The 26,257-nt window shown below is 62.5% G+C and carries 20 protein-coding genes; 8 read left to right on the top strand and 12 right to left on the bottom strand.

What is annotated here, in order from left to right:
• Positions 1–17: 17 nt before the first annotated feature.
• Together BLJAPNOD_RS02555 and BLJAPNOD_RS02550 are read right to left on the bottom strand one after the other, a co-directional pair.
• Positions 18–1,373: a serine hydrolase gene (locus BLJAPNOD_RS02555; protein WP_115421101.1), complete on the bottom strand. Its 1,356-nt coding sequence runs from the start codon at positions 1,371–1,373 to the stop codon at positions 18–20.
• A 179-nt stretch (positions 1,374–1,552) separates the two neighbouring features.
• Positions 1,553–2,452, bottom strand: a complete 900-nt coding sequence (locus BLJAPNOD_RS02550; RefSeq protein WP_077499463.1) for a LysR family transcriptional regulator — start codon at positions 2,450–2,452, stop codon at positions 1,553–1,555.
• 142 nt (positions 2,453–2,594) lie between these two features.
• Between BLJAPNOD_RS02550 and BLJAPNOD_RS02545 the strand changes: the two genes are divergently transcribed.
• The 3 genes from BLJAPNOD_RS02545 to BLJAPNOD_RS02535 all read left to right on the top strand — a co-directional run bounded on the left by BLJAPNOD_RS02545 (position 2,595) and on the right by BLJAPNOD_RS02535 (position 5,042).
• Positions 2,595–3,344: an SDR family oxidoreductase gene (locus BLJAPNOD_RS02545; protein ID WP_077499461.1), complete on the top strand. Its 750-nt coding sequence runs from the start codon at positions 2,595–2,597 to the stop codon at positions 3,342–3,344.
• Positions 3,345–3,528: 184 nt separating this feature from the next.
• Positions 3,529–4,164 carry a DUF1326 domain-containing protein gene (locus tag BLJAPNOD_RS02540; RefSeq protein ID WP_115418800.1) on the top strand — a complete coding sequence of 212 codons (636 nt, stop codon included), beginning with the start codon at positions 3,529–3,531 and terminating at the stop codon, positions 4,162–4,164.
• Positions 4,165–4,169: 5 nt separating this feature from the next.
• Entirely contained in the window at positions 4,170–5,042 is an 873-nt protein-coding gene (locus tag BLJAPNOD_RS02535) for a DUF2182 domain-containing protein (protein ID WP_115418799.1), read from the top strand.
• Positions 5,043–5,064: 22 nt separating this feature from the next.
• Here BLJAPNOD_RS02535 and dnaJ read toward each other — a convergent pair whose 3' ends face one another.
• The 5 genes from dnaJ to BLJAPNOD_RS02510 form a co-directional block, all read right to left on the bottom strand.
• Positions 5,065–6,201 carry a molecular chaperone DnaJ gene (dnaJ, locus tag BLJAPNOD_RS02530; protein ID WP_077499455.1) on the bottom strand — a complete coding sequence of 379 codons (1,137 nt, stop codon included), beginning with the start codon at positions 6,199–6,201 and terminating at the stop codon, positions 5,065–5,067.
• Between the two features lie 348 nt (positions 6,202–6,549).
• Positions 6,550–8,472 (bottom strand): molecular chaperone DnaK, encoded by a 1,923-nt coding sequence (dnaK, locus tag BLJAPNOD_RS02525; protein WP_115418798.1) that lies wholly within the window; start codon positions 8,470–8,472, stop codon positions 6,550–6,552.
• Between the two features lie 261 nt (positions 8,473–8,733).
• Positions 8,734–10,971 carry a transglycosylase domain-containing protein gene (locus BLJAPNOD_RS02520; protein ID WP_115418797.1) on the bottom strand — a complete coding sequence of 746 codons (2,238 nt, stop codon included), beginning with the start codon at positions 10,969–10,971 and terminating at the stop codon, positions 8,734–8,736.
• A gap of 461 nt (positions 10,972–11,432) precedes the next feature.
• A complete protein-coding gene (locus BLJAPNOD_RS02515) occupies positions 11,433–11,642 on the bottom strand; it encodes a hypothetical protein (RefSeq protein ID WP_115418796.1) in 210 nt (69 codons plus the stop codon).
• A 120-nt stretch (positions 11,643–11,762) separates the two neighbouring features.
• A complete protein-coding gene (locus BLJAPNOD_RS02510; protein ID WP_147294517.1) occupies positions 11,763–12,113 on the bottom strand; it encodes a hypothetical protein in 351 nt (116 codons plus the stop codon).
• Positions 12,114–12,560: 447 nt separating this feature from the next.
• Here BLJAPNOD_RS02510 and BLJAPNOD_RS02505 point away from each other — a divergent pair, with 447 nt between their 5' ends.
• Together BLJAPNOD_RS02505 and BLJAPNOD_RS02500 are read left to right on the top strand one after the other, a co-directional pair.
• Complete coding sequence (locus BLJAPNOD_RS02505) at positions 12,561–13,448, top strand: DMT family transporter (RefSeq protein ID WP_077499445.1); 888 nt, start codon at positions 12,561–12,563, stop codon at positions 13,446–13,448.
• Between the two features lie 78 nt (positions 13,449–13,526).
• Positions 13,527–14,033 (top strand): hypothetical protein, encoded by a 507-nt coding sequence (locus tag BLJAPNOD_RS02500; RefSeq protein ID WP_077499569.1) that lies wholly within the window; start codon positions 13,527–13,529, stop codon positions 14,031–14,033.
• Positions 14,034–14,051: 18 nt separating this feature from the next.
• Here BLJAPNOD_RS02500 and BLJAPNOD_RS02495 read toward each other — a convergent pair whose 3' ends face one another.
• Entirely contained in the window at positions 14,052–14,999 is a 948-nt protein-coding gene (locus tag BLJAPNOD_RS02495; protein ID WP_115418794.1) for a YbhN family protein, read from the bottom strand.
• 299 nt (positions 15,000–15,298) lie between these two features.
• On the opposite strand from BLJAPNOD_RS02495, the gene BLJAPNOD_RS02490 reads away from it, so the two are divergent.
• Entirely contained in the window at positions 15,299–15,637 is a 339-nt protein-coding gene (locus BLJAPNOD_RS02490) for a hypothetical protein (protein WP_115418793.1), read from the top strand.
• A 39-nt stretch (positions 15,638–15,676) separates the two neighbouring features.
• Here the strand turns inward: BLJAPNOD_RS02490 and BLJAPNOD_RS02485 are convergent, their stop codons facing one another.
• Together BLJAPNOD_RS02485 and BLJAPNOD_RS02480 are read right to left on the bottom strand one after the other, a co-directional pair.
• Positions 15,677–17,068 carry a M20/M25/M40 family metallo-hydrolase gene (locus BLJAPNOD_RS02485; protein WP_115418792.1) on the bottom strand — a complete coding sequence of 464 codons (1,392 nt, stop codon included), beginning with the start codon at positions 17,066–17,068 and terminating at the stop codon, positions 15,677–15,679.
• A gap of 205 nt (positions 17,069–17,273) precedes the next feature.
• Positions 17,274–17,717, bottom strand: coding sequence for a MarR family transcriptional regulator (locus tag BLJAPNOD_RS02480; protein WP_115418791.1), 444 nt, complete (start codon positions 17,715–17,717; stop codon positions 17,274–17,276).
• 656 nt (positions 17,718–18,373) lie between these two features.
• Here BLJAPNOD_RS02480 and polA point away from each other — a divergent pair.
• Positions 18,374–21,355 carry a DNA polymerase I gene (gene polA, locus BLJAPNOD_RS02475; RefSeq protein WP_115421100.1) on the top strand — a complete coding sequence of 994 codons (2,982 nt, stop codon included), beginning with the start codon at positions 18,374–18,376 and terminating at the stop codon, positions 21,353–21,355.
• Between the two features lie 216 nt (positions 21,356–21,571).
• The gene (gene purU / locus BLJAPNOD_RS02470) at positions 21,572–22,426 is read left to right on the top strand and encodes a formyltetrahydrofolate deformylase (protein WP_077499438.1); all 855 of its coding nucleotides are present in this window, start codon (positions 21,572–21,574) and stop codon (positions 22,424–22,426) included.
• Here the strand turns inward: purU and BLJAPNOD_RS02465 are convergent.
• Entirely contained in the window at positions 22,419–23,063 is a 645-nt protein-coding gene (locus BLJAPNOD_RS02465) for a TetR family transcriptional regulator (protein ID WP_115418790.1), read from the bottom strand. The two genes, purU and BLJAPNOD_RS02465, sit on opposite strands and share 8 nt — an antisense overlap.
• 52 nt (positions 23,064–23,115) lie before the next feature.
• The gene (locus tag BLJAPNOD_RS02460) at positions 23,116–26,256 is read right to left on the bottom strand and encodes an efflux RND transporter permease subunit (RefSeq protein ID WP_077499434.1); all 3,141 of its coding nucleotides are present in this window, start codon (positions 26,254–26,256) and stop codon (positions 23,116–23,118) included.
• Position 26,257: the final 1 nt, after the last annotated feature.

The following is a 26,257-nucleotide window of genomic DNA, read 5'->3' as shown; positions in this document are numbered from 1 at the left end:
TTTGAAGTCGATGCGTATCAATCGCCGACGCGCGGCGCAGGGCTATCCCGTCCATTTTGATGCAGTGTCAGCCGCGTGGATCTCGCGCCGGCGGGTGCTTCGAAGCTGATCTGCGCGTCGACCACTTTGGCAAAGAACCGATGCTCCGCCTCCGGGAAAATTTCGATGCGTCCCTGACCCGTTGCCTGTGCAAATAGCCTGTTACCGTCGCGAAAAACCGTCAGATCGAAATCGGGCGCCAGCCGATAGGTGCCGACATAGGCATCGTATGCCGTCGGGTCGAGCGTGATGGCGACGCGCTGAACCGGCGCGGGTAGAAGTGGCTTCTCCCTGTCGAGCAGATGCACGCCGATATCGTCGACACCGGCTTCCGTTGCGGTGTTCGACAGGACCACCACGCCGACGCCAGTCGACGGACGGAAGCCGACGAACGATCGGTAGCCGCCGGTACCGCCATTGTGCCAGACGATCTGCCGTTCACCGGAACCGGAGATCACCCAGCCGAGCGCCTGTTCTGCCCCACCGTCACCAAGCGGCAGTCGCGTCGCGAGCATCGTGGCGAAGGCAGGCGCCAGAGGGGAGGGCTTCCTGCCCATAGCCGCCTGCAGGAAGACGAGCAGATCATTGGTGGTCGAGCGCAGCGCGCCTGCCCCCTGCAGCGCTCCGAGGTCCCAGTCGCTGGTCGACTGCAGGCCCGCATCGTGTCCGGTCGCTCGCCGCCCCTGCCATTCCGGACGCGAGGTGATCGCGGTATCGGCCATGCCGAGTGGGATCGCGATGCGCTCCCTGACCAGCGCCTCGTAGGACAGGCCGGACTGCAATGCGAGCCCATGGCCAAGCAGGCCATAGCCGAGGTTGGAATACTCGTGCTCATCGTTGGGTTGCCGGATTGGCTGGTGGCTGGAAAGGAAGGCGTAAAGCTTGGCGACGTCATAATCGGCATAAGGGTCGCTATCGTCGGCCGGTATCAGATTGTCCGGCAATCGTGGCAGGCCGGACATATGCGTCGCCAGATGTCTAAGCGTGATCGGTTTGCCAGCGTCTGCCTGCTTTATGACCACGCTTTTCGGAAGCAGTTGCGAAACCGGCGCATCGAGCCTGAGATCACCGCGTTCGACCATGTCGGCAAGCGCGAGTGCGGTGAAGGCCTTGGTCACCGAGCCGATCTCGAACACGGTATTGCCATCGACAGGGCGCGGGTCGTTCTTCGCCAGGCAGCCGTGCGCGACGACGCGTTGTGCGCCGGCATCGGTTATGCCGACGACGATGCCGACCGACTGTTTCTGTTCGTCGATACGCTCTGTCAGGATTTCCAGGATTTCGTCATAGGTCGCAGAGAGAGGTTCTGCCTGGGCGGTGGTGCCGAGCGTCATGAGTGTGATCCAGCTGAGGAGGATGTGTCGCATGGAGGGGAGATAAGCATCCCATTTTCGGTTGCAATGCGCGTTCGGTGAATAGCAACCCTAGATCGTCAATGTTTGGTCAAGGCGCGGTCGAGACACCGCGAACTGCGAGGCGGCGACAACGCTGTCGCGGCGGAAACCTCGTCGATTCAAGGATCCCAATGCGGGGGATCGCCAAAGGCCAGCTTCAGATGCTCGGCGATTGCCCTGAGTTTCGCCGAGGGCCGCCGACCCTCGGGATGGGCCATGTAGATGAACTCCGGTTCCGGGCGAAAACCGACATCGATCTCGCAAAGCCTGCCGTCGCGCACGGCGGGGCCGCAGATGAAGGCTGGCAGCAGCGCGATGCCAAGCCCGGCGACGGCGGCATCGTGGATCATGTCGCCATTGTTGATCCTCAGCGCCATGCGGGCGCGGATGACGGTCGAGCCAGTCGGCCCCTCGAACCGCCAGTCGGAGGCGCCGCGGTTGGTGTAGAAGATGCCACGGTGATCGTTGAGTTCGGCAAGCGAGGCCGGCGTGCCGTGGCGGCGCAGGTAGTCGGGCGAGGCGACCAGCAGGCGCCGGCTGCTGGCAAGTTTCCACACGATCAGCCGTGAATCGGCGATGACCCCATGGCGCACGATCGCGTCATAACCTTCCGAAGCGACATCGACCCGGCGATCATCGAGATCGAGCGTCAGTTCGATTTCGGGATGCGCCGCCAGAAAGGGATAGAGCGCCGGGCCGAGGTGCAGATGCCCGAAGCTGACGGGGGCGGCGATGCGCAGCGGCCCGGTCAGCGTGCCGCGACGCTCGGCCAGATCGCTGGCGGCGGCCTGCACCTCGCTGACGATCCGTATGGCGCGCTCGCGAAAGGCAATGCCGTCTTCGGTTAGCGTCAGCTTGCGGGTGGTGCGATGCAGGAGCGTTGCGTTCAGGCTGCGCTCCAGCTCCGCCACCCTTTCACTGATCACGGATTTCGACAACCTGAGCCGGCGCGCCGCCTCGCTGATCGAACCGGCTTCAGCGACGGTAACAAAGGCTGCAATTCCTTCGATCTTCAGCATCGTTCGGTTTTCCCGAATTCGAGTTCCATCATTGGCAGACTAATCCGAACGGCAATCTTCGGCCATAACTATCGGCATCGAAGGACGGCGGTCGATGGAAAGAAGACCGGTCCCAACCCAACGCAACAAAAGGAAGTCCATCATGTCACGTTTGCAGAACAAGACTGCGCTCATCACCGGCGGCACCAGCGGCATCGGCCTGGAGACGGCGCGCCAGTTCATCGCCGAGGGCGCACGGGTCGCCGTGACCGGCACAAGCCCGAAGAACATTGCCGAGGCGCGCAGGGTGCTCGGCGAAGACGTCCTCATCATCGAGGCCGATGCCGGCAATGCCGCCAGCCAGGCCGCTGTTGCAGAGCAGGTGAAAGCCGCCTTCGGCAAGCTCGACATTCTTTTCGTCAATGCCGGTATCGCCAAGCTGCAACCGATCGAAAACTGGGACGAAGCCAGCTTTGACCGCTCGCTCGACATCAACGTCAAGGGGCCGTTCTTCCTGATCCAGGCGCTGCTGCCGATCTTTTCGAAGCCCGCTTCGATCGTGCTCAACACCTCGATCAACGCCCATATCGGCATGCCGACCTCCAGCGTCTATGCGCTGAGCAAGGCCGCCTTGCTGTCTCTGGCCAAGACGCTCTCGGGTGAGTTGATCGGTCGCGGCATTCGCGTCAATGCCGTGAGTCCCGGACCGATCAGGACGCCGCTGCATGACGGTCACGGCGCGACGCCGGCGGAGAACAAGGAGATCGTGGCGTCGATCGCCGCGCAGATCCCGCTCGGCCGCTTCGGCGACGCAAGCGAGATCGCCAAGGCGATCGTTTTTCTCGCCTCCGACGAGGCCGCCTTTACCGTCGGTGCCGAGTTGATCATCGACGGTGGCATGGCCACGCTCTGATCGTTGCTTGATGCCGCCGCCCGCCGTTCGGCGCCGGGCGGCGGCGAAGTCCGGCCCCAGCCGCGCGCCGCCTCCGGCGTTGGCATCGGTCGCCGAGAAGAGTATATTTTTTCATTCTAATAAATCGCCGTGCATTCGAAGAGAATGAAACAGAGCCCACACCGATCAGATCCGGGAGGAGACGATGTCGAGTGTCAAATGGACGATAAAGGGTCGTGAATTCATTCACTGCAATTGCGCCTATGGCTGCCCCTGCCAGTTCAATGCACTGCCGGCCTACGGCAATTGCTGCGCCGTCGGCGGGTTCGAGATCGAGAGCGGCCATCACGGCGAAACGCGGCTCGACGGGTTGAAATGCGGTATAATCGCAGCCTGGCCCGGCGCGATTCACGAGGGCCGGGGTCAGGTCGTGCCGATCGTCGACATCCGCGCCACGCCGACGCAGCGCGAGTCTCTGCTGCGCATCATGAGCGGCCAGGATACCGAGCCGGGAGCCACCTTCTTCCAGGTGTTCGCCACCACTTTCGAAACCTTCCACGACCCGGTCTTTGCCGATATCGACTTCGACGTCGATGTCAGTGCCCGCACAGCACGGCTGAATGTGCCCGGCTGGATCGTGGCGCGTGGCGAGCCGATCCTGAACCCGGTGACCGGAAGCCCGCATCACGCGCGCATCAACCTGCCGCAGGGCTTTGAATACGATATCTGCGAGGTCGGGCGCGGATGGGCCGATACCAAGGGGCCGCTGGCCTTGTCCATCCCGGATTCGCACGCCCATTTCGCCAGCATGCATCTGACTGAAAGCGGCGTGGTGCACTGACGCCCATGGCCGACACCGCGCTCGAAACGTTTCTGAGGCGCGACCGGGTGATCGTCGCGATCTCGCTGTTGGCACTGACCGGGATTACCTGGCTCTATATCCTCTGGCTGGCAGCCAGCATGGGTGCCACGGCGATCATGCCCGCCTCAGGCGATGCTCTGAGTGGCGGCATTGCCATGGATATGGGTACGGGGGGCGAGATGGACATGTCGCCGGGGGCCATGGCGTCGATGACCGACGTTGCCGTCCGCCCGTGGAGCGCTGCAACCTTCGCCTATGCCTTCGTCATGTGGGCGGTGATGATGATCGGCATGATGATGCCCTCGGCGACGCCGATGATCCTGCTCTATGCCCGCGTCGGGCGGCAGGCCGCGCTTGACGATAAGCCGTTTGCCGCCACCGGCTTCTTTGCCGGCGGTTATCTCTCGGCCTGGGTGCTGTTTGCGGCCCTGGCAACATCAGGGCAATGGCTGCTGGAGGAAGCATTGCTGCTGACGCCGATGCTGGCGAGCGCCAGCCGTATTCTAAGTGCGGTCATCCTGATTTCGGTCGGGCTGTATCAATGGACGCCGCTGAAGGATGCCTGCCTGAGGCAGTGTCAGGCACCGTTCCTGTTCATCCAGAACCATGGCGGCTTTCGCCGCGATGCCGGCGGCGCTTGCCGGCTCGGTCTGCTGCACGGCTTTTATTGTGTCGGCTGTTGCTGGGCGCTGATGGCGCTTTTGTTCATCGGCGGGGTGATGAACGTCCTGTGGATCGCGCTGATCGCCATTTTCGTGCTTGCTGAAAAGGTCGTGCCCGGCGGCCGCATGCTTTCGCGTATCGCCGGTACCCTGATCGTCATGGCCGGGCTGTGGCAGCTTGCGGCCATGACGTGATCCTGGTGGCAGACGCTGAGCGTCAGTCGCTCAGCGTGTCGAAGAAGTCCTTCATCCGGGCAAAGAAGCCGGCGGATTCCGGATTGTTGTCCTTCGACGAGATCTGCTCGAACTCCTGCAGCAGTTCGCGCTGGCGCTTGGTCAGCTTCTGCGGGGTTTCGATCTGCATCTGGATGTAGAGATCGCCGGTCTGGCTGGAGCGCAGCACCGGCATGCCCTTGCCCTTCAGGCGGAACTGTTTGCCGGCCTGGGTGCCTTCCGGCACGGTCACGCGCGACTTGGTGCCGTCGAGCGTGGTGACGTCGAACTTGCCGCCGAGTGCGGCCGTCGTCATCGAGATCGGCACGCTGCAATAGAGATCGGCACCATCGCGCTGGTAGAACTCATGCGGCTTGACCGAGAGGAAGATGTAGAGATCGCCCGCCGGTCCGCCGCGCACGCCCGCTTCCCCTTCGCCGGAGAGGCGAATGCGGGTGCCGTCTTCGATACCGGCCGGGATGTTGACGGAGAGCGTGCGCTCTTCGGTGACGCGGCCATGGCCGTGGCACTTGGTACAGGGATCGGTGATCGTCTGGCCGCGGCCGCCGCAGGTCGGGCAGGTGCGTTCGATCGAGAAGAAGCCCTGGGCGGCGCGTACGCGGCCGGAGCCCTGACAGGTGCCGCAGGTCTTCGGGCTGGTGCCGGGCTTGGCGCCGGACCCGGTGCAGACGTCGCAGGTGATCGAGGTCGGCACCCGGATCTGTGCGGTCTTGCCGGAATAGGCTTCTTCCAGCGAGATTTCCATGTTGTAGCGCAGATCGGCGCCGCGCTCGCGGCCTCCCGATGAGCGCCGCTGGCGTCCGCCACCCATCATCTCGCCGAAGATGTCTTCGAAGATGTCGGAGAACCCGCCGGCGCCACCGGCACCGCCGCCAAAGCCATTGCCCATGCCGCCCTGCTCGAAGGCCGCGTGGCCGTAGCGATCATAGGCCGCGCGCTTCTGCGGGTCCTTGAGCGTCTCGTAGGCTTCGTTGATTTCCTTGAAGGTCTTTTCCGAGGCGGCGTCGCCGGGGTTCTTGTCCGGATGATACTTCATCGCCAGTTTGCGGAAGGCGCTCTTCAGCTCCTTCTCATCCGCGGTCTTGGCAACGCCAAGCGTTTCGTAAAGATCACGTTTCATTCTTCAAAGATTGTCCTGTTGACAAGGCGTGCCAGCGCGGGGGCCCGGCGGCTGCCTGGTTACCTTGCCACAGGATTTAGTAAACCTTGAAGCGCGATACCATAGCCCATCGAGCTGCAGATGCGGTTTTTTGTCGGAAAAATGACGTTTCTGCCGGTCTTGCGTCCCGCTGGCCCCTTTCAGCGGTGCTCTCGTTGGCGAGCTTGCCCTGTGGCGGCGGTTTCGCCTGCCTCGGCCAGCAAGTCCCGGCCCCCGAATGGCGGCGTCTGGCGCAGGCTTCTGCAGGATAAAGGGCAACAAAAAAGCCCGGGGCGAACCCGGGCTTTTCCGTCTCTAGGAGAGAGCGACTTAGGCCGAACGCTTGCGGTCGTCTTCGTCGTTGACTTCTTCGTAATCCGCATCGACGACATCGCCGTCGCGGGCGGCGTCAGCGGCGGCATCCGCGTGGGCGGCGTCCGTCTGCTGGGCCTCGTAGATCGCCTGACCGAGCTTCATGGACACTTCCATCAGCGTGTTGGTCTTGGCCTTGATGTCTTCAGCATCCGGCTCGGAAGCCTCGACAGCGGTCTTCAGCGCGGCAATGGCGTCGGAGATCGCGTTGCGGTCGGTTTCCGTTACCTTGTCGCCATAGTCCTTCAGCGACTTTTCCGAAGAATGGATCAGGCTTTCCGCCTGGTTCTTCGCTTCCACGCCTTCGCGGCGCTTCTTGTCGGTTTCGGCGTTGGCTTCTGCGTCCTTGACCATCTTCTCGATGTCGGCGTCGGACAGGCCACCGGATGCCTGGATGCGGATCTGGTGTTCCTTGCCCGTGCCCTTGTCCTTGGCCGAGACCTGGACGATGCCGTTGGCGTCGATGTCGAAGGTGACTTCGATCTGCGGCATGCCGCGCGGTGCCGGCGGAATGCCGACGAGGTCGAACTGGCCAAGCAGCTTGTTGTCGGCTGCCATTTCGCGCTCGCCCTGGGAGACGCGGATCGTCACGGCCGACTGGTTGTCGTCGGCGGTCGAGAAGGTCTGCGACTTCTTGGTCGGGATCGTCGTGTTGCGTTCGATCAGGCGGGTGAAGACGCCACCGAGCGTCTCGATGCCGAGCGACAGCGGGGTCACGTCGAGCAGCAGAACGTCCTTGACGTCGCCCTGCAGAACGCCGGCCTGGATCGCAGCACCCATGGCCACGACTTCATCCGGGTTCACGCCCTTGTGCGGCTCCTTGCCGAACAGCTGCTTCACGGTTTCCTGGACCTTCGGCATGCGGCTCATGCCGCCGACGAGAACGACTTCGTCGATCTCGGCAGCCGAAACGCCGGCATCCTTGAGGGCTGCCTTGCAAGGCGCGACGGTGCGCTGGATCAGGTCATCGACAAGCGCTTCGAACTTGGCGCGGGTCAGCTTCATCGTCAGGTGCTTCGGACCGGAAGCGTCTGCCGTGATGAACGGCAGGTTGATTTCGGTCTGCTGCGATGAGGACAGCTCGATCTTGGCCTTTTCAGCGGCTTCCTTGAGGCGCTGAAGGGCGAGCTTGTCGTTCTTCAGGTCGATGCCCTGTTCCTTCTTGAACTCGCCAGCGAGGTACTGGACCAGACGCATGTCGAAGTCTTCGCCGCCGAGGAAAGTGTCGCCGTTGGTCGACTTCACTTCGAAGACGCCATCGCCGATTTCGAGAACCGAGATATCGAAGGTGCCGCCGCCAAGGTCATAAACGGCAATCGTCTTGCCGTCCTTTTTGTCGAGGCCGTAGGCAAGGGCCGCGGCAGTCGGCTCGTTGATGATGCGCAGCACTTCGAGACCGGCGATCTTGCCGGCATCCTTGGTTGCCTGGCGCTGAGCGTCGTTGAAGTAGGCCGGAACGGTGATGACGGCCTTTTCGACCTTTTCACCGAGGTAGGACTCTGCGGTTTCCTTCATCTTCTGAAGGATCATGGCGGAGATCTGCGACGGCGAGTAGTTCGTGCCGTGCGCTTCGACCCAGGCGTCGCCATTGTCGGCCTTGGTGATCTTGTAAGGCACCATGTCCTTGTCTTTTTGCGTGGTCGGATCCTGGAAGGTCCGGCCGATCAGGCGCTTGATCGCAAAAAGCGTGTTTTCCGGGTTGGTGACCGCCTGGCGCTTGGCCGGCTGACCAACGAGACGTTCGCCGTCTTCGCTGAATGCCACCATCGAGGGGGTCGTGCGCGCGCCCTCGGCATTTTCGATGACCTTCGCATCTTTTCCGTCCATGACGGCGACGCAGGAGTTGGTCGTTCCCAAGTCAATACCAATAACTTTAGCCATGTCGTTCTCTCCTTGCAGCGGACTGTCGGAACCCGGTCAGGCATTCGTGAGACAGCCCCTAACGGGATGGTCTTTGGATTTCTTCGCAGCGTTGGCTGCGCCGATGCGGCGTATATAAGGACCGGCGTTTCGGACTGCAAGGCATTCTGCGGGGCGATTGGGGGCAAAAGCAAGCCTCCGATTGGCGGGCGGCGGACAATCGGCGTTTCGCCGTAGGCCGGGAGGGCAACAAAGCGGCAGGACGGCGCCGTTTGCGCCGCCTCAACCGCCTGTCAGAATATCGAAAAGTGTCGTGCGCTTGGTGGCGCCGGTGGTCTCGCCGACATCTGCCGGCGGTACCATGCCGCCATTACCCTCGGGCAGGGGACGGGTCTGCTGCACGGCCATCGAGCCGTCGACGCCGACAGGCGGCGCCGGAAACGCGTTCGGATCGCCGGAGATGATGTCGCCCGTCGCGACCGGTGGAGCGCCGCCGTCGTCGAAGACCGGCTGAACCCCTGTGGTGCCGAACAGCGGCGAGGGCGAAAGCCCTTCATGCGCGGTCACCATGAAGTCGTGCCACGCCTTGGCGGGCAGGCCGCCGCCGGTGACCTTCTTCATCGACTTGCCGTCGTCATTGCCGAACCAGACGCCGGTCGTGAGGTTCGAGGTGTAGCCGACGAAAAGCGCGTCGCGGAAGGATTGCGTGGTGCCGGTCTTGCCGGCCGCCTCCCAGCCCTTCAGCTGTGCCTTCTTGCCGGTACCGTTGGTCAGCACCCGAACCATCATCTGGTTCATTTCGCTGACGATGGCCGGGTCGAGCACACGCGGTGGGTTGTCGTAGGTGTTTTCGTAAAGCACCGTGCCGTCGGCCTTCGAAATCCGGCGAATGACATGCGGCGTCGCCTTGAAGCCGCCGTTCATGAACGGAGCATAGGCTGAGGTCAGTTCGACCAGGCTCACTTCCGAGGTCCCGAGCGCGATCGAGGCATTGGCCTGCATCTCGGAATCGATGCCGAGGCGGTGCGCCACCTTCACCACATTCTGCGGACCGACTTCCATGACGAGCTGTGCGGCGATGGTGTTCAGCGAGTTTGCGAGCGCGTCGGCGAGCGTGACCTCGCCGCGGTATTTCTGGTCGTAATTTTCAGGCGTCCAGTTGCCGATCCTGACCGGGCCGTCATTGCGGATCGACATCGGCGTGCGGCCGATCTCAAGCGCTGCCGCATAGACGAAGGGTTTGAAGGCCGAGCCCGGCTGGCGCTTGGCCTTTGAGGCGCGGTCGAACTGGCTTTCGGCATAATCCTTGCCACCGACGAGCGCGCGGATGGCGCCGGTGCCGTCGATCGACACGAGGGCTGCCTGCGAGGCGTCGAGCTTCTTGCCGTCGGCGTCAAGCGTGGCGCTGATCGCCTCTTCCGCCTTCTTTTCCAGATTGAGGTCGATGGTGGTATCGACGATCAGGTCTTCCTTGACCTCGCCGATCATGCCGGGAAGCTGGTCCATCACCATGTCGGCGACGTAGTGCTCGGCGCCCGACCAGTAGCTTTTGGCCTTGGTCGGCGTCTGTGACATCGCCGTCTTGATCTCGCTGTCGGTGACGAAGCCTTCCTCGCGCATGGCGCCCAGAACGACCTGGGCGCGCTCTTCCGCCGCCTTCGGATCACGGGCCGGCGACAGCCGTGAGGGTGCCTTCAACAGGCCGGCCAGCAGGGCCGCCTCGCCGAGGTTCACGTCGCGCGCCGATTTGTTGAAGTAGCGCCGCGATGCCGCCTCGACGCCATAGGCGTTCGAGCCGAAGAACACCCGGTTGAGATACATCGCCAGGATCTGGTCCTTGGAGTATTTCTGCTCCAGCCAGAAGGCGAGCAGCACTTCCTGCACCTTGCGTTCGAGCGTGCGCTCCGGCGACAGGAACAGGTTCTTGGCAAGCTGCTGGGTCAGCGTCGAGCCGCCCTGGACCATCCGGCCGGTGGTGACATTGGTCAGCATGGCGCGTGCCAGGCCGAGCGGGTCGACGCCGAAATGCGAATAGAACCGCCGGTCCTCGATGGCGATCACCGCCTGCGGGATGTAGGGTGACATGTTTTCGAGCGACAGCGCTTCGCCGCCGGTCGTGCCGCGGTTGGCGATGTTGTCGCCATTGACGGCGAGAATCTTGACGTTGGGCGGACGCTCGGGGATCGACCAGCTTTCGGCGCTCGGCATGCGCGCGCCGTAATAGAGCACGAGGCCGCCGACACCCATGGCACCCCAGATACCGAGCACGATGCACCAGTAAAACAAGGTGCGCACGAGACCAATGAAGCCGCCGCCGCCGCTGGAGCCGCGGCGCGATCCGCCACGCTTGCTGCGCTGCGCTTTCTTCCTAGGCGCAGAAGCCGGTTTGCCACGAGCAGGCTTGCGGCCGCTGCCGGTCACGCGATCACTGGCCTCGATGCGAAAATCGTCGTCATCGTCGTCGACGCTGTTGCCGAAGGAAGGCTCGATCCGTTGTCCTGACTTGCCGCTTGCTGCCATGCCGTTTGGATTTACCCCTCATGCCGCATCGCGGGCGCCCAGTCGTTTTGCCCCAGTGGCAAACGCAATCTCTAAGGCGGGGAAAAGTGGATGGATCGACCCGCCATGGCGATGCGGTGAACTTTAAATGCGGCAATTTAAGGGGGGGTTAAAAACCGGATTGTAAAATATGCATGCTCTTCAACAGCTTGCCGGATCTGGTGTGACGGCGCGTTGCCGCTTCGTTCGCACGATGTTGCCCGCCCGAGAGCCGCGGGCCGTTTGGACGGGCGAGACGCATGAAAACAGGCAACAAAGACCTATCGCGCCACACCTACATACAACGGGCTCTGAGGATCCGGGGCGCCTGCGCATTTTTGCGGGCATGCGAGCGCACTCCGTAGCGCACACGACAACGACAATCACAGACGCGTTGGCCACCTGAACAGCCGACGCCTACGGTCCAGTATTGAGAGTTCTGGCTATTCGGCGGTCTTTTCGTCCTGCGCCAAACGATCGGTCTTTTTCAAGAGCACCATTTCTTCGGATGCCGGCTGGCTTTCCGTCGTGATGCTGGCGGTAGTTGTTGCCGTGTCGATCGCTGCGTTGGTCTTGGCGTGATAGGCGCATTCCGCAAATGCCATGGGGGCGGACAGGCCGATGGCGGCTATTGCCACTAGAAGCGTCTTCATGAACTTCTCCTTCTCGCTCGCAGGAAAATTCTAACCTGCAATGCGATCCGCTCGAAATCACGATTTTGTTCCGGCAGGAGGACGGGCCAGGGTCTGGAGGATAGATCAAACGTCGTTGCTCTACTCGATCGAACTCCTGAGCGGTGTTTCGCCGATGAGCTTCGCCTGCTTACTGCGGTCCGGTTCGGTATACTCGTAGAGCCATTGGCTGTAGGGCAGCCGCAGCAGGGCGGTTTTTGCGAGCTTGTTGGTGGCGATGGCATCGCAGTCGCGCGTGGGGTGGGCGGGGCGGTTGCACATTGCTTGCGGACTATCGAGCAGCCGATAGCCGTGACCGTGAAAGACCAGCGCGGTCGTTGCGGTCAACCTGTATGAGCCGGGCGGCACAACAACCAGCCGCAAGCCGGCAAGCCAGATCGTCAGAATCAGGAGAACGACGATCACGGTCGGGATCTGGAGCAATAATTTCATCAAGAGCCTGCAATTCCAAGGTGCAATGGCATCTAAGGAACCACAAAATGCCTGCATGTCTAGAAAGATGTATGCCGCAAATAGAGATATCATTGGTTGTGGTTTACAACCTGTAACTTTATTGTTCCCTCATAAAGACAACCCTTGGAGGTTGGTCGGCATGGTTTAGGATTAAGATTGTGCGGCGCAGCAAATCCGCTCTTGAAAATATTGCGATGCATGATTATTATACGACTTATCGAAGCGCTGCACCTCCTCCCGCGGCGCCCGATGCGGATCGGTGGCACTCCTCCTCCCAGTCACCGGTCAAGTTTGAGAGCCCCGTGCACCTCCTCCCGCGCGGGGCTCTTTTCATATCCGGACATCACTGAAGCCCTGACGAAGTCATCTGAATGTCGGCGCAGATTTCACTGGTTCTGCCGGTCCTTCGGGTGTATCGGCGCAAACATGGGCATCAAGGCAAACGGCTATATCTACGCGCTGCTGGCCATCGTCATCTTTGCGATCCAGGACGGCATTTCCAAACATCTCGGCAGCATCTATCCGCCGGTCTTCGTGGCGATGATCCGCTATTGGGCCTTTGCCCTGTTTGCCGTCGTGCTCGCCGCCCGGGCAACGGGTGGGCTCAAGGTGACGGCCACGACCAAGAGACCCATGCTGCAGGTGCTGCGCGGGCTGTTGCTGCCGCTGCAGATCGTCATGGTGATCACGTCTTTCACGCTGGTGGGACTGGCGCATTCTCAGGCAATCCTCGCCGCGACGCCCTTGTTCGTTGCCCTCCTGTCGATGCCGCTGCTCGGCGAGCGGGTCGGCTGGCGCCGATGGCTGGCCATCTCCGTCGGGCTTATCGGCGTCCTCCTGATCCTGAAGCCGGCGGAAGGCCTGTTCGAGACGGCGTTCCTGTTGCCCTTGGCGGCAGCTCTTGTCTTTGCCCTCTATGTCATCGTCACCCGGTTGGTCAGCCGCGACGATCCGGCCATGACGAGCTTCTTCTATACCGGCATCGTCGGCGCCGTGGCGATCAGCCTTGTCGGTCCGTTTTTCTGGGCGACGCTATCGCCTCCGGATTGGGGCTTTATGCTGCTCCTATGCCTCACCGGGACCTCGAGCCATTACTTCCTCATCCGCGCCTATGACATGCTGGACGCGGTCGCCGTCCAGCCGCTGACATACCTGCAACTGGTCTTCGCATCGGTCATGGGCGTCAGCATTTTCGGCGAAACGCTGACCACCAACATGATTGCCGGCTCGGTGCTGGTGGTGGCGGCCGGCATCTTCACTGTCTGGCGCGAGCGCGTCGTTGCCCGCCGCAAGGCAGGCCTGCCGCCGGCCTGATCGGCGATATCGATGTTTTGGCGAATCCTGCTATGGCTTCGCCTTGATGTTGTGCTCGCCTGGCTGCCCCGAAAGCCGATGAGGAGGAATGCCGTGAAGTTTCCGTCCGCCGCTGTGCTCGCCTTTTCCACGCTCGCCACCGTGAATTCCGAAGCCCTGGCGCAGGACAACGTCGCCTATGTCGACGATCGCTCGGATGGTGCCGCTGTCGTTCGCTCGCTCTACAACGCCATCAATCGCAAGGAATATGCGCGCGCCTACGGCTATTTCGGCGAGACGAAACCCGTCGGCGGGTACAAGGCTTTCACACGCGGCTACGAGCGGACGGTTTCGGTCGAAGTGAAGCTTGGCAAGGTGAAGACGGAAGCCGGCGCCGGCAGCATCTACTCGGCGGTGCCGGTTGCGGTGAAATCGATCGAGAAACGCGCGCGCGTGCGGTTCTTCGCCGGCTGCTACGTGACGCGGATCATCAATCCGTCGCTGCAGGTGCCGCCGTTCACGCCCTATCAGATCGAAGCGGCGCGGCTGAAGGAAGTGAAAGGACCGCTCGAGGCGGCCCTTCCGACCGTGTGCAACGCGCCGTGACGGTCCCTCGTCACGATCTTACTGAATAGGTCCGCGCCGGTCGGCGAGGAACCGGGACCGTTCGAACACCAGGATCACGGCGAGCGCCATGATGAACGGGATGACGAGATAGAGGATCCGGAAGATAGCCAGCGCCGCCAGCACGTCGGCCGGATCCATTTCCGGCAGGGCTGCGATGAAGACCAGCTCCAGCACGCCAAGCCCGCCCGGCGCGTGCGAAAGCAGCGCTGCCGAAAACGATGCCAGAAAAATCCCGAGAATGACGATGAAACCCGGATTGCCGGCTTCCGGCAGGGCGAAATAGATGATCCCGGCCGCGCCGATCAGTTCGACCGGCGCGATCACCAGCTGCCGCAGAACGATGGCGGGTTTCGGATAGTGCAGCTGGAACCAGCGCGTGCGGATCGACGGAAAGCCGACGAGGCTGCCGATCACATAGAGCGCGATGACGATCAGGATCAGCACGCCTGTCGTCAACGACATTTCGACCGGCAGGAATTCGGCGAATCGTTCGATGATTTCCGGTTTCACCAGAAGCACGATCGCCGACAGCATCAGGGTCCCGAGCGCGAAGGTGAACGAGCAGAAGGCGACGAGAACGCCGACTTCTCCCGGCGTCAGCCCTTTCGATCGGTAGGCCCGGTAGCGCACGACAGCGCCGGAAAAGACGGAGGCGCCGAGATTGTGCGAGAGAGCATAGGTGGTGAACGAGCAGACCGTAATGAACCACAGCGAGATGCGGTGGCCAAGATGATCGAGCGCCAGCTTGTCGTAGCCGGCAAGGGCGGCATAGGCGACCAGTGTGGCGCCGATCGCCAGAAGCCAGCTTTTCAGGGAAATCGCCGTGAAGCTGGCAAGGAAATCGTCCAGCGAGAGACCGCTCAACTCGTGATAGAGCGCATGCACCGAAAAGATGATCGCTGCCAGCCCGACGACGGGCCAGAAATACGCGCTCAGCCTGCTCATACTGGCGTCGCGATCGCTGCAAAAAGCTTGGCCGAAGGGTCTGTCGACAGCGTCGCCTCTATCTCGGGACGCATCTGTTCATCAAAGCAGCCGCCATCGCGGCTCCAGTTCGTCACAGTTACGCGCCCAGAACGCGACGTCTCGGTCCTTACACTTGCCAATGATCCAATTTCCCATTCTGATTTGTTTTGCAAAAGGGAAGCACCTGAGGCCGGTGAGGTCAAGGATCGATGCCCCGGCAGAGGCGGGTGTTTGGTCAAGAAATCGCGAAGACGACACGGTAAAGCGGAGGCGGGCGGATGCAGAACGATGAGGAAAAGCCGATCGAACCGGTCTTCCGCAACGGAACGGTGACCGTCGTTGGCGTGGTGCTGTCGTTTTCGCTGGGTTTTCTCACCCAGTGGGCGTCCAATCCGCTGCCGTGGAATATGGGCGATCTTCCCGCCGTCATCCTGTTGGCGATCGGCATCCTCCTGCAGATGCGTGCGCTGTGGGATTTCCTCCATCTGCGCTCGCTGCAGCCGAAGGTCTACGAGCGTGCGACGCGTGTCTTCTTCATCGGCGTTATGGTTATCGGCAGCGGCGTGTTTGCCGCGTTAATTGCCGACTTTGTCGAGATGATCTCCAAAGCGGCGTGATCGGCGTGGCGGGCTGACCCGCCACGACGTCGTTCGATATCAGGCGGCAAGTGCATTCAGGATGCGAATCCAGGAACGAATGCCCTTGTGATAGGACTGCAGCTCATACTTTTCGTTCGGCGAATGGATGCGGTCGTCCGAAAGGCCGAAGCCGACGAGCAGCGATTCCATGCCGAGCATCTTCTGGAAGTCGCCGACGATCGGGATCGAGCCGCCCATGCCGATGACCACGGCCGGCTTCGGCCACTCGTCGGACAGGGCGAGCTTTGCCGTGTTGAGCAGGTTCGAATCATAAGGCAGCTGGATCGCCGGCGAACCGCCATGGGCGTGAAACTCGACCGTGCAATCGGCTGGTATCTTGGAGCGCACATAGGCGCGGAAGGCCTCGCGGATCTTCTCCGGGTTCTGGTTGCCGACCAGGCGGAAGGAGACCTTGGCGGAAGCCTCGGCGGCGATCACCGTCTTGAAGCCTTCGCCGGTGTAGCCGCCGGTGATGCCGTTGATCTCGGCTGTCGGGCGGGCCCAGGTCAGTTCGAGAACCGAGCGATTCTTTTCACCCGACGGGATCGACAGGCCGATCTCGCCGAGGAACTTTTCCGCGGTCTGGCCGAGCGTCTCCCAGCCGGCCTTGATCTGGGCCGGGGTTTCCTCGACGCCTTCGTAGAAGCCTTCGAGCGTCACCCGGCTGTCTTCGTCGTGAAGCCCGGCGAGGATACCGGTCAGGATGCGGATCGGGTTGGCGGCAGCACCGCCGAAATAGCCCGAATGCAGGTCGCGGTCGGCAGCCTTGATGACGACTTCCTCACCGACGAGGCCACGCAGGCCCGCCGAGATCGCCGGCGTGTCCCGGTCCCACATGCTGGTATCGCAGACAAGTGCATAGTCGGCTTTGAGTTCGGCCGCATTGGCTTCGAGGAAGGGTTTCAGCGACGGCGAACCGGATTCTTCCTCACCTTCGAACAGGATGGTGACGCGGCAGGGCAGCGAGCCGTGAACGTCCTTGTAGGCGCGTGCTGCCTCGACGAAGGTCAGCAACTGGCCCTTGTCGTCGGCGGTGCCGCGGCCGGTGATGACCTTGCGACCCGGCTCCAGTTCCTTCAGGCCGGGTTCGAACGGATCGGTATCCCAGAGGTTCAACGGGTCGACGGGCTGAACGTCGTAATGGCCGTAGAACAGCACGTGCGGCGCATCGGCAGTGGCACCGGCGTGGTGGGCGACAACCATCGGATGTCCGGGCGTGTCGCGGACCGAGGCGGTGAAGCCGAGGCCGTTCAGTTCCGCGACCAGCCATTCGGCGGCCTTGCGACAATCGGCCTTGAAGGCCGGATCGGTCGAGATCGACTTGATGCGCACGAGATCGAAAAGCCTGTCCAAGCTCTTCGGCAGGTTCGCGTCCGCGCGCTCGAGAATGGGGGTGATATCTGCCATCATGCATATCCTTGCTTCAAGTTTTGCCGGAACCTACTGCATGACGTCGCAAATCGGAATCGATTTCAGCGGCGAAATCATGCGGCCGTTCAACGGGCGGCAGCGACCTTGGCGTGTCCGAACGAACCCGCTCTGGTTGTTTAGAGCCTCATGCCGGTGGGTTTAAGCCAAATTTTTTGATGGGACGATCAGAGGCACGCGGCTCTCGTTACGCGGTGCCGCCATGGCGTGCGGCGTGGGCAAGCGCCATGCGCATGTATTCGAGCATGAGTTCCCGTTCGAACTGCCTGAGGCCGGATAGCAAGGACTGATCGGCCGCAACTGCCGCCTCCTTGGCAGCGGCCTCGATTTCCCTCGCCCTCTCGGTAAGGAAAATCTGTTGCGAGCGTTTATCCTGCGGATGTTTGCGCCTGACGATGAGCCCGTCGCGCTCCATCCGCCCTAGCGTATTGGCCATCGTCGCCTGTTCGATGTCGAGCCTGTCGAGAAGTTGCTTCTGCGTCAGGCCTTCCTCGGCCCATAATTCCAGGAGGACGGGAAATTGCCCGGGCGCGAAGCCGAGTTTCTGGCCGCGCTCGTGAAGGGCACGCGAGAAACTTTTGGCCAGCAGGCTGGCCAGGTAGGTCGCAGATTCCATACGATTGAAGGCCATGCTCCAATGGGTACCCCCGAAGCGGCGCGAAGACAAGTTACAAAGCAGGCGATGGACTTGAGAAAGCCTTGTCTCACAAGGATTTGACCCGCTCAACGAGAAACCGCCACGGCGCGGAGGCGGCGCCGTGGCGGTTCTCTGAAAACGGGACAAAGGCCCGGAGAGGGGGATAAGGCCTTTGTCCTCATCTGGTGCGGGCGGGGGACAGGCCAATCACCAGAAGACGGCATCACTCGGTGCCGTTGAGTAGGATTTGAGGAGTCAAATGTGGCTTTTCAAGGATTGGGCCACTGAATCGCGCATTACAAATGCGTAACGTTTCTGTGAAGCTTGGGGCCGCATCCAAAGGCTTTTCCGCGGCGCGCCGAAACCGAACATGACGCGCGACCGCCATCGTCATCTTTGCCACGACCACCACGCAGCGCACCGTTGTGCTCAGCTGCCTTGTCGCAGCCGAAGATAGGCGCCGTATGCCCAATTCGCAAGCCTGCAGATCGGTCCGCGTCCGGCCGTAAGGGCGGCCGAACGACAGATGGTTCGTGCAAGGGGCGGGCGTTGTCGAATGCGGCCCGATCGATCGCAACAATGGGGTGAGAATGTCGCGAGCGCGGAAAACCCCAATGGACGTTTGGCTCACCCCGCGCTATCCATTGCCGATGAAAAACGGTGATCACCTCTTCCTCGTCGACGGCTCCGGATTCATCTTCCGGGCGTTCCACGCCATCCCGCCGCTCAACCGCAAATCCGATGGCCTTCCGGTCAACGCGGTGTCCGGTTTCTGCAACATGCTGTGGAAGTTGCTCACCGATGCGCGCGATACGTCTGTCGGCGTCACGCCGACGCATTTCGCCGTCATTTTCGACTATTCTTCGAAGACGTTCCGCAACGAACTCTACGATCTCTACAAGGCCAATCGCTCGGCTCCACCCGAGGATCTCATCCCGCAATTCGGGCTGATCCGCCACGCCACGCGTGCCTTCAACCTGCCCTGCATCGAGAAGGAAGGGTTCGAGGCCGACGATCTGATCGCCACCTATACGCGCCTTGCCGAAAAGGCGGGCGCCAGCGTCACCATCATCTCCTCCGACAAGGACCTGATGCAGCTCGTGACGCCGAATGTGTCGATGTACGACAGCATGAAGGACAAGCAGATCTCGATCCCGGAAGTGATCGAGAAATGGGGCGTGCCGCCGGAAAAGATGATCGACCTTCAGGCGATGACCGGCGATTCGACCGACAACGTTCCCGGCATTCCCGGCATCGGCCCGAAGACTGCGGCCCAATTGCTGGAAGAATACGGCGACCTCGATACGCTCTTGGCGCGCGCCGGCGAGATCAAGCAGGCCAAGCGCCGCGAAAACATCATTGCCAATGCTGACCTCGCCCGTCTGTCCCGCCAGCTGGTAACGCTGCGCACCGACACGCCGCTCGACGTCCCGGTCGAAGACTTTCAGCTGGAACCGCAGGATGGACCGCGTCTCGTCGCCTTCCTGAAGGCGATGGAATTTACTACGCTCACCCGCCGCGTCGCCGCTGCCACCGGCACGGACGCCGATGCGGTGGAGCCTGCCACGGTGCCGGTCGAGTGGGGCGCGGATGCGCGCGGGCCGGATCTCGACAAGGCCGCGGCAGCACCGGCGCCTTCAAGCGCAGCAGATGCCGCAGCTGCGGCCAAGGGCGAGGTCGTCTCCACGGGCGAGACCGGCGAGGCGACGCCCGAGGCGCTGGCGCAGTCGCGCGCAGCCCTTTTCGCCAGCGCCACGATCGACCACACGCGTTATGTCGCGATCCGCGACCTGCCGACGCTCGATGCCTGGATTGCCGACGCCAAGGATGCGGGCCTCGTTGCCTTCGACACCGAAACGACATCGCTCGACGCCATGCAGGCCGAACTGGTCGGCTTTTCGCTGGCGCTCGCCGACTATGCCAAGGATCCCGCGGGAACGGTGATCCGCGCTGCCTACGTGCCGCTGATCCACAAGACCGGCGTCGGTGATCTTCTCGGGGGAGGCCAGGCCGAAAACCAGATTCCGGTGCGCGAGGCGCTGAGCCGGCTGAAGGTCCTGCTCGAAGACCCGTCGGTGCTGAAGGTCGCGCAGAACCTGAAATACGACTATCTGATCATGAAGCGGCACGGCATCACCGTGAAGGGCTTCGACGACACCATGCTGATGTCCTATGTCGTCGATGCCGGCAACGGCACGCACGGGATGGACGCGCTGTCGGAGCGCTGGCTCGGCCACAAGCCGATCGCCTACAAGGACATGACCGGCAGCGGCAAATCCTCGGTGACTTTCGACTATGTCGATATCGACCGCGCCACCGCCTATGCAGCCGAAGACGCCGACATCACGCTGCGCCTCTGGCACGTGCTGAAGCCGCGGCTCGCGGCCAAGGGACTGGTGCGCGTCTATGAACGGCTGGAGCGGCCGCTCGTGCCGGTGCTGGCGCATATGGAAGAGCGAGGCATCACCATCGACCGCCAGATCCTGTCGCGCCTCTCGGGCGAACTGGCGCAAGGGGCAGCGGCACTCGAAGACGAGATCTACAAGTTGGCCGGCGAGACCTTCACTGTCGGCTCGCCGAAGCAGCTCGGTGACATCCTCTTCGGCAAGATGGGTTTGCCGGGCGGTTCGAAGACCAAGACCGGCCAATGGTCGACCTCGGCGCAGGTGCTGGAGGATCTCGCGGCTGAAGGCCATGAGCTGCCGCGCAAGATCGTCGACTGGCGCCAGATGACCAAGCTGAAGTCGACCTATACCGACGCCTTGCCGGGCTTCGTCCATCCGGACACCAAGCGCGTCCACACCTCCTATGCGCTGGCGGCGACGACGACCGGACGGCTGTCCTCCTCCGACCCGAACCTGCAGAACATCCCGGTGCGTACCGCCGAAGGCCGCAAGATCCGCACAGCTTTCATCGCCACGCCGGGCCACAAGCTGGTGTCTGCCGACTACAGCCAGATCGAGTTGCGCGTGCTTGCGCACGTGGCCGACATCCCGCAGCTGCGCCAGGCCTTTGCCGATGGCGTCGACATTCACGCGATGACCGCCTCGGAGATGTTCGGCGTGCCGGTCGAGGGCATGTCGAGCGAAATCCGCCGGCGGGCGAAGGCCATCAACTTCGGCATCATCTACGGCATCTCCGCCTTTGGTCTGGCGAACCAGTTGTCGATCGAGCGTTCGGAAGCCAGCGACTACATCAAGAAGTATTTCGAGCGCTTCCCCGGCATTCGCGACTACATGGAAAACACCAAGGCCTTTGCCCGCGAGCATGGCTATGTCGAAACGATCTTCGGCCGGCGGGCGCACTATCCCGACATCCGCTCGTCGATCCCCTCGCATCGCGCCTTCAACGAGCGCGCGTCGATCAACGCGCCGATCCAGGGCTCTGCGGCCGACATCATCCGCCGCGCCATGGTCAAGATCGAGCCGGCACTGGGGGAGGCGAAGCTGTCCGCCCGCATGCTGCTGCAGGTGCACGACGAACTGATCTTCGAGGTCGAGGATGCCGAGGTCGAGCGCACCATTCCGATCGTCGTCTCGGTGATGGAGAATGCGGCGATGCCGGCGCTCGACATGCGGGTGCCGCTCAAGGTGGATGCCCGCGCCGCGATGAACTGGGATGAAGCGCACTGAGGCTTTTCTGAGGGATTCCCTCAGCGACCCCACATCGACAGCAGTTATTCTTGCAGAAGGCGGCCACCGCGGCCGCCTTTCGTCTGTCCCGATATCACGATGAGAGAAAGCGCATCCGCCTGCCACGTCAGCCGTTGCGGCTCTTGTCGTCTCCCCCTAGGCAGCGATCGGGAAGGGTGCTAGCGCGCCCGCAAGAGCCGCCGATCGGAGGAGACCATGGCCACCAACACATTCATCCTTGTGCTGTCCTGTGACGACAAGCCCGGCATCGTTGCCGCGGTGACGACTGAGCTCGCCGGCCTTGGCGCCAACATTGCCGAAAGCAGCCAGTTCTGGGATCGGCAGACCAACAGCTTCTTCATGCGCATCGCCTTCCAGGCACCGGATGGCATGGTGCGGGACGATGTCGAGCGGGCGCTGCGGCCGGCTGTCGACCGGTTCCAGATGCGCACCACGCTGACGGACGCCGCGCGCAGGCCGAAGATCGTCATCCTCGTCTCGAAGTTCGACCACGCGCTGCTGCATCTGCTCTATCAGATCCGCGTCGGCTGGCTGAACGCCGAGGTCGTTGCCATCGTTTCCAACCACGAGGACAGCCGGCGGACGGCGGACCTCGAAGCAGTGCCCTATCACCATTGGCCGGTAACGAAGACCAACAAGGCGGAGCAGGAGGAGAAGCTGCTCCGCCTGGTCCAGGAGACCGGCGCAGACCTGGTGATCCTTGCGCGCTACATGCAGGTGTTTTCGGACACGCTGTCGAAGCGCCTCTACGGCAAGGCCATCAACATCCACCACTCGTTCCTGCCGTCATTCAAGGGGGCAAAACCCTATCACCAGGCGCATGAGCGCGGTGTCAAGCTGATTGGCGCCACCGCCCACTACGTCACCTCGGATCTCGACGAAGGGCCGATCGTCGAACAGGAGACGGAGCGCGTCACCCACGCGCTGACGGCGGACGACTTCGTCGCCAGCGGCCGCGACATCGAAAGCCGCGTGCTGGCACGTGCCGTCAAGCTGCACCTGGAGCGGCGCGTCATGCTCAACGGTCACAAGACGGTGGTGTTCAGCTAACGGGGATCGGCGCGGCGCGGGCAGCGCGAGGGGTGCGAAAACTGGAAAACAGTCGCCCCAACCCATCGCGTCCTTCCGCGACGATGTCGAAGCTGCGGCCGAAGAGCAGCCACTGGGTGCAGAGGCCCAGCATCATCCAATGAAGCGTGCGGGTCGCCGATGTCGGAGTCCAGCTGTCGCGCATGTAGCCGCTGGCAAGGGCGCGGGCGAATGCCAGCTCGAGCAGAGAATTGTGATGTTCGTCGAGTTCCCTGTGTCGCGTCAGGACCTCGCTCATGTCGCCGTCGTAGTTGGTGCGCAGCATGATGGTCAGGATGCGCTGGCGTTGCTCGTCGGCGGCCAGAATATCGATCCAGGCACCCATCGCATCCTCGACGATTGCCAGCGTATCGGCGGCTTCAGCCTCGATCTCCTGAGCGATCATGTCTTCCTGGGGCAGCGGCACGGCATCGTGCAGGGCCAGGAAAAGATCGGTCTTGTTGGCGAAGTGCCAGTAGATGGCGCCACGGGTGACGCCCGCTTCCTTGGCCACTTCCTCCAGTGTCGTGTTGGAAACACCCTTTGCGTAGAACACACGTTCGGCAGCACTCAGGATCTTCTGCCGGGTTGCCTCCGCATCGGCTTTCGTTCGGCGCATTCATTCCTCCTTGCAGAACGGCCCGCCGAAAGGCGGGCCGTCGATTGTCGTGTTACTCGGCAGGTGTCGGGGTCTCGGTTGCAGCCGGTGTGGCTTCCACCTTCTTGCGTCCGAACAGCTTCGTGACGAACACGAAGAACACCGGAACGAAGAAGATCGCCAGCACCGTTGCCGAGATCATGCCACCCATCACGCCGGTACCGATGGCGCGCTGGCTGCCCGAGCTTGCGCCCGTTGCGATCGCCAGCGGCAGAACGCCGAGCGTGAAGGCGAGCGACGTCATCAGGATCGGGCGGAAGCGCAGGTGCGCCGCCTCCAGCGTCGCATCGATCAGCGATTTTCCCTGCTCGCGCAGTTCCTTGGCAAACTCGATGATCAGGATGGCGTTCTTCGCGGACAGGCCGATAATCGCGATCAGGCCGACCTTGAAGTACACGTCGTTCGGCATGTCGCGCATGGTTACGGCCAGAACCGAACCGATGACGCCGAGCGGAACCACCATGATGACCGCCACCGGGATCGACCAGCTCTCATAGAGTGCTGCCAGGCACAGGAAGACCAGCAGGCACGACAGCGCGATCAGGAGAGGCGCCTGAGTGCCGGACTGGATTTCCTGCAGGGACTGGCCGGTCCATTCGTAGCCGAAGCCCGCCGGCAGCTGCCCCGCAAGCCGCTGCATCTCGGCGATCGCGTCACCGGACGAATAGCCGTGAGCCGCTTCGCCGCTGATACGCACCGACGGGTAGCCGTTGTAGCCGATCGTCTGGGTCGAGGCCTTGACCCACTCGACGGTCGCAAAGGCCGAGAGCGGAACCATGCCGCCATTGGCGTTGCGGACGTTGAGGTTCAACAGGTCCGCCGTCTGCATGCGCTGACCCTCGTCCGCCTGCACCGTCACGCGCTGCATGCGGCCGGCATTCGGGAAGTCGTTGACATAGGACGAGCCAAGGTTGGTCGAGATCGTCGAGTTGATGTCGGCAAACGTCACGCCGAAGGTGTTGGCCTTTTCGCGGTCGATGGTCACGCTGACCTGAGCCGCATCGGGCATGCCTTCGAAACGGACGCCGGTGACGATCTTGCTCTCAGCCGCAAGGCCGAGAAGCTGGTCGCGTGCCTGCGAGAGTGCCGCTTCGCCGAGGCCGCCGCGATCCTGCAGGCGGAACGAGAAGCCCCCTGTGGTGCCGAGACCCTGGATCGCCGGCGGCGACAGCGCGAAGCTGATCGCATCCTTGATCTGGCTCATGGCCATGGTGGCGCGCATCGCGATAGACTGCGCGGCGTTGTCGGCGTCGCGTTCCTTCCAGTCCTTCAGCGTCACGAAGGCGAGCGCTGCGTTCTGTCCGGTGCCGAAGAAGGAGAAACCGTTGATCGCAATGATGCGTTCGACAGCCGGCTCCTGGCCGAAGATCTTTTCGGCCTGTTCCACCACCTCGGTCGTGCGGTTGCCCGTCGCTTCGGAGGGCAGCTGCATCATGACGATCACGAAGCCCTGGTCTTCGTCCGGAAGGAACGACGACGGCAGCTTCATGAACAGCCAGCCGAGACCGGCGAGGACTGCGAGGTAGACGACCATGTAGCGACCGGTCCGGTGGACCATGTGCTTCACGATGCCGCTATAGCCATGCGAGGTCTTGTCGAAGCTGCGGTTGAACCAGCCGAAGAAGCCGCGCTTGGCGTGGTGGTGGCCCTTCGGAACCTGCTTCAGGAAGCTGGCGCACAAGGCCGGCGTCAGCGACAGCGCAAGCAGCGCCGAGAACAGGATCGACACGACCATCGTCAGCGAGAACTGGCGATAGATCACGCCAACGGCGCCCGGGAAGAAGGCCATCGGGATGAACACCGAAGCCAGAACCAGCGTGATGCCGATGACGGCGCCGGTGATCTGCTTCATCGCCTTGCGGGTGGCGTCCTTCGGCGTCAGCCCCTCTTCGGACATGATGCGTTCGACGTTCTCGACGACGATGATCGCATCGTCGACGAGAATACCGATCGCCAGCACCATGCCGAACATGGTGAGCACGTTGATCGAGAAACCCATCGCCAGCATGACCGCGCAGGTGCCGAGCAGGGCGACCGGCACGACGAGCGTCGGGATGATGGTGTAGCGGATGTTCTGCAGGAACAGGAACATCACGATGAAGACGAGCGCGACCGCTTCGACCAGCGTCGAAAGCACCTTCTCGATGGAAACGGCAACGAACGGCGAGGTGTCGTAGGGAACCGAATATTCGAGGCCCTGGGGGAAGAACTTCGACAGTTCTTCCATGCGTTCCTTGATCGCGGCCGACGTCGACATCGCATTGCCGCTTGGCGACAGCTGCACGGCGATCGCTGCGGACGGCTTGCCGTTCAGGCGGGTCGAGAATGCGTAGCTTTCGCCACCGATTTCGACGCGGGCAACATCGCGCAGACGAACGGAGGAGCCGTCCGGGTTGGCGCGAAGCACGATCGCTCCGAATTCCTCGGCGCTCGACAGCTGGCCCTTGACGACGACAGGAGCACTGATCTGCTGCGTGATCGGGTTCGGCTGTGCGCCGATCGAGCCGGATGCGATCTGGGCGTTCTGGGCCTGGATGGCATTCGTCACGTCGGCAGCCGTCAGGTTGAGGCCGAGCATCTTGTCCGGATCGAGCCAGATGCGCATCGAGCGTTCGGTCGCAAACAGCTGCGCACGGCCGACGCCGGGCACGCGCTGGACTTCGTTGAGCACGTTGCGGCTGAGATAGTCGCCGAGACCGATGGCATCCATCGAGCCGTCGGTCGAGGTAAGCGCGACGATCATCAGGAAGCCGGAACCGGCTTCATCGACCTGCACGCCCTGGCGCTTGACCGAATCGGGCAGGCGCGGTTCGACGCGGCGCACGCGGTTCTGGATGTCGACGGCCGCCTGTCCCGGGTCTGTACCCGGTGCGAAGGTGGCGCTGATGTCGACCGAGCCGGAAGCGCTGGAGGTCGATTCGAAATAGAGCAGGCCTTCGACGCCGTTCAGCTCGTTTTCGATCAGCCGGGTAACGCTCTGATAGGTGTCCTGCGACGAGGCGCCGGGATAGCTGGTGTTGATGGAGATCTGCGGCGGTGCGACATCAGGATATTGCGACACCGGCAAGAGCGGTATCGCAATGATGCCGGCGATCATGATGAAGATCGCCACCACCCAGGCAAAAATAGGCCTGTCGATGAAAAAACTGGGCATT

This window comes from Ensifer sp. M14, assembly GCF_003355565.1.
Taxonomy (GTDB): Bacteria; Pseudomonadota; Alphaproteobacteria; order Rhizobiales; family Rhizobiaceae; genus Ensifer.
Note: the sequence above shows the minus strand (reverse complement) of the source record. Positions and strands in the feature narration are given on the sequence as shown.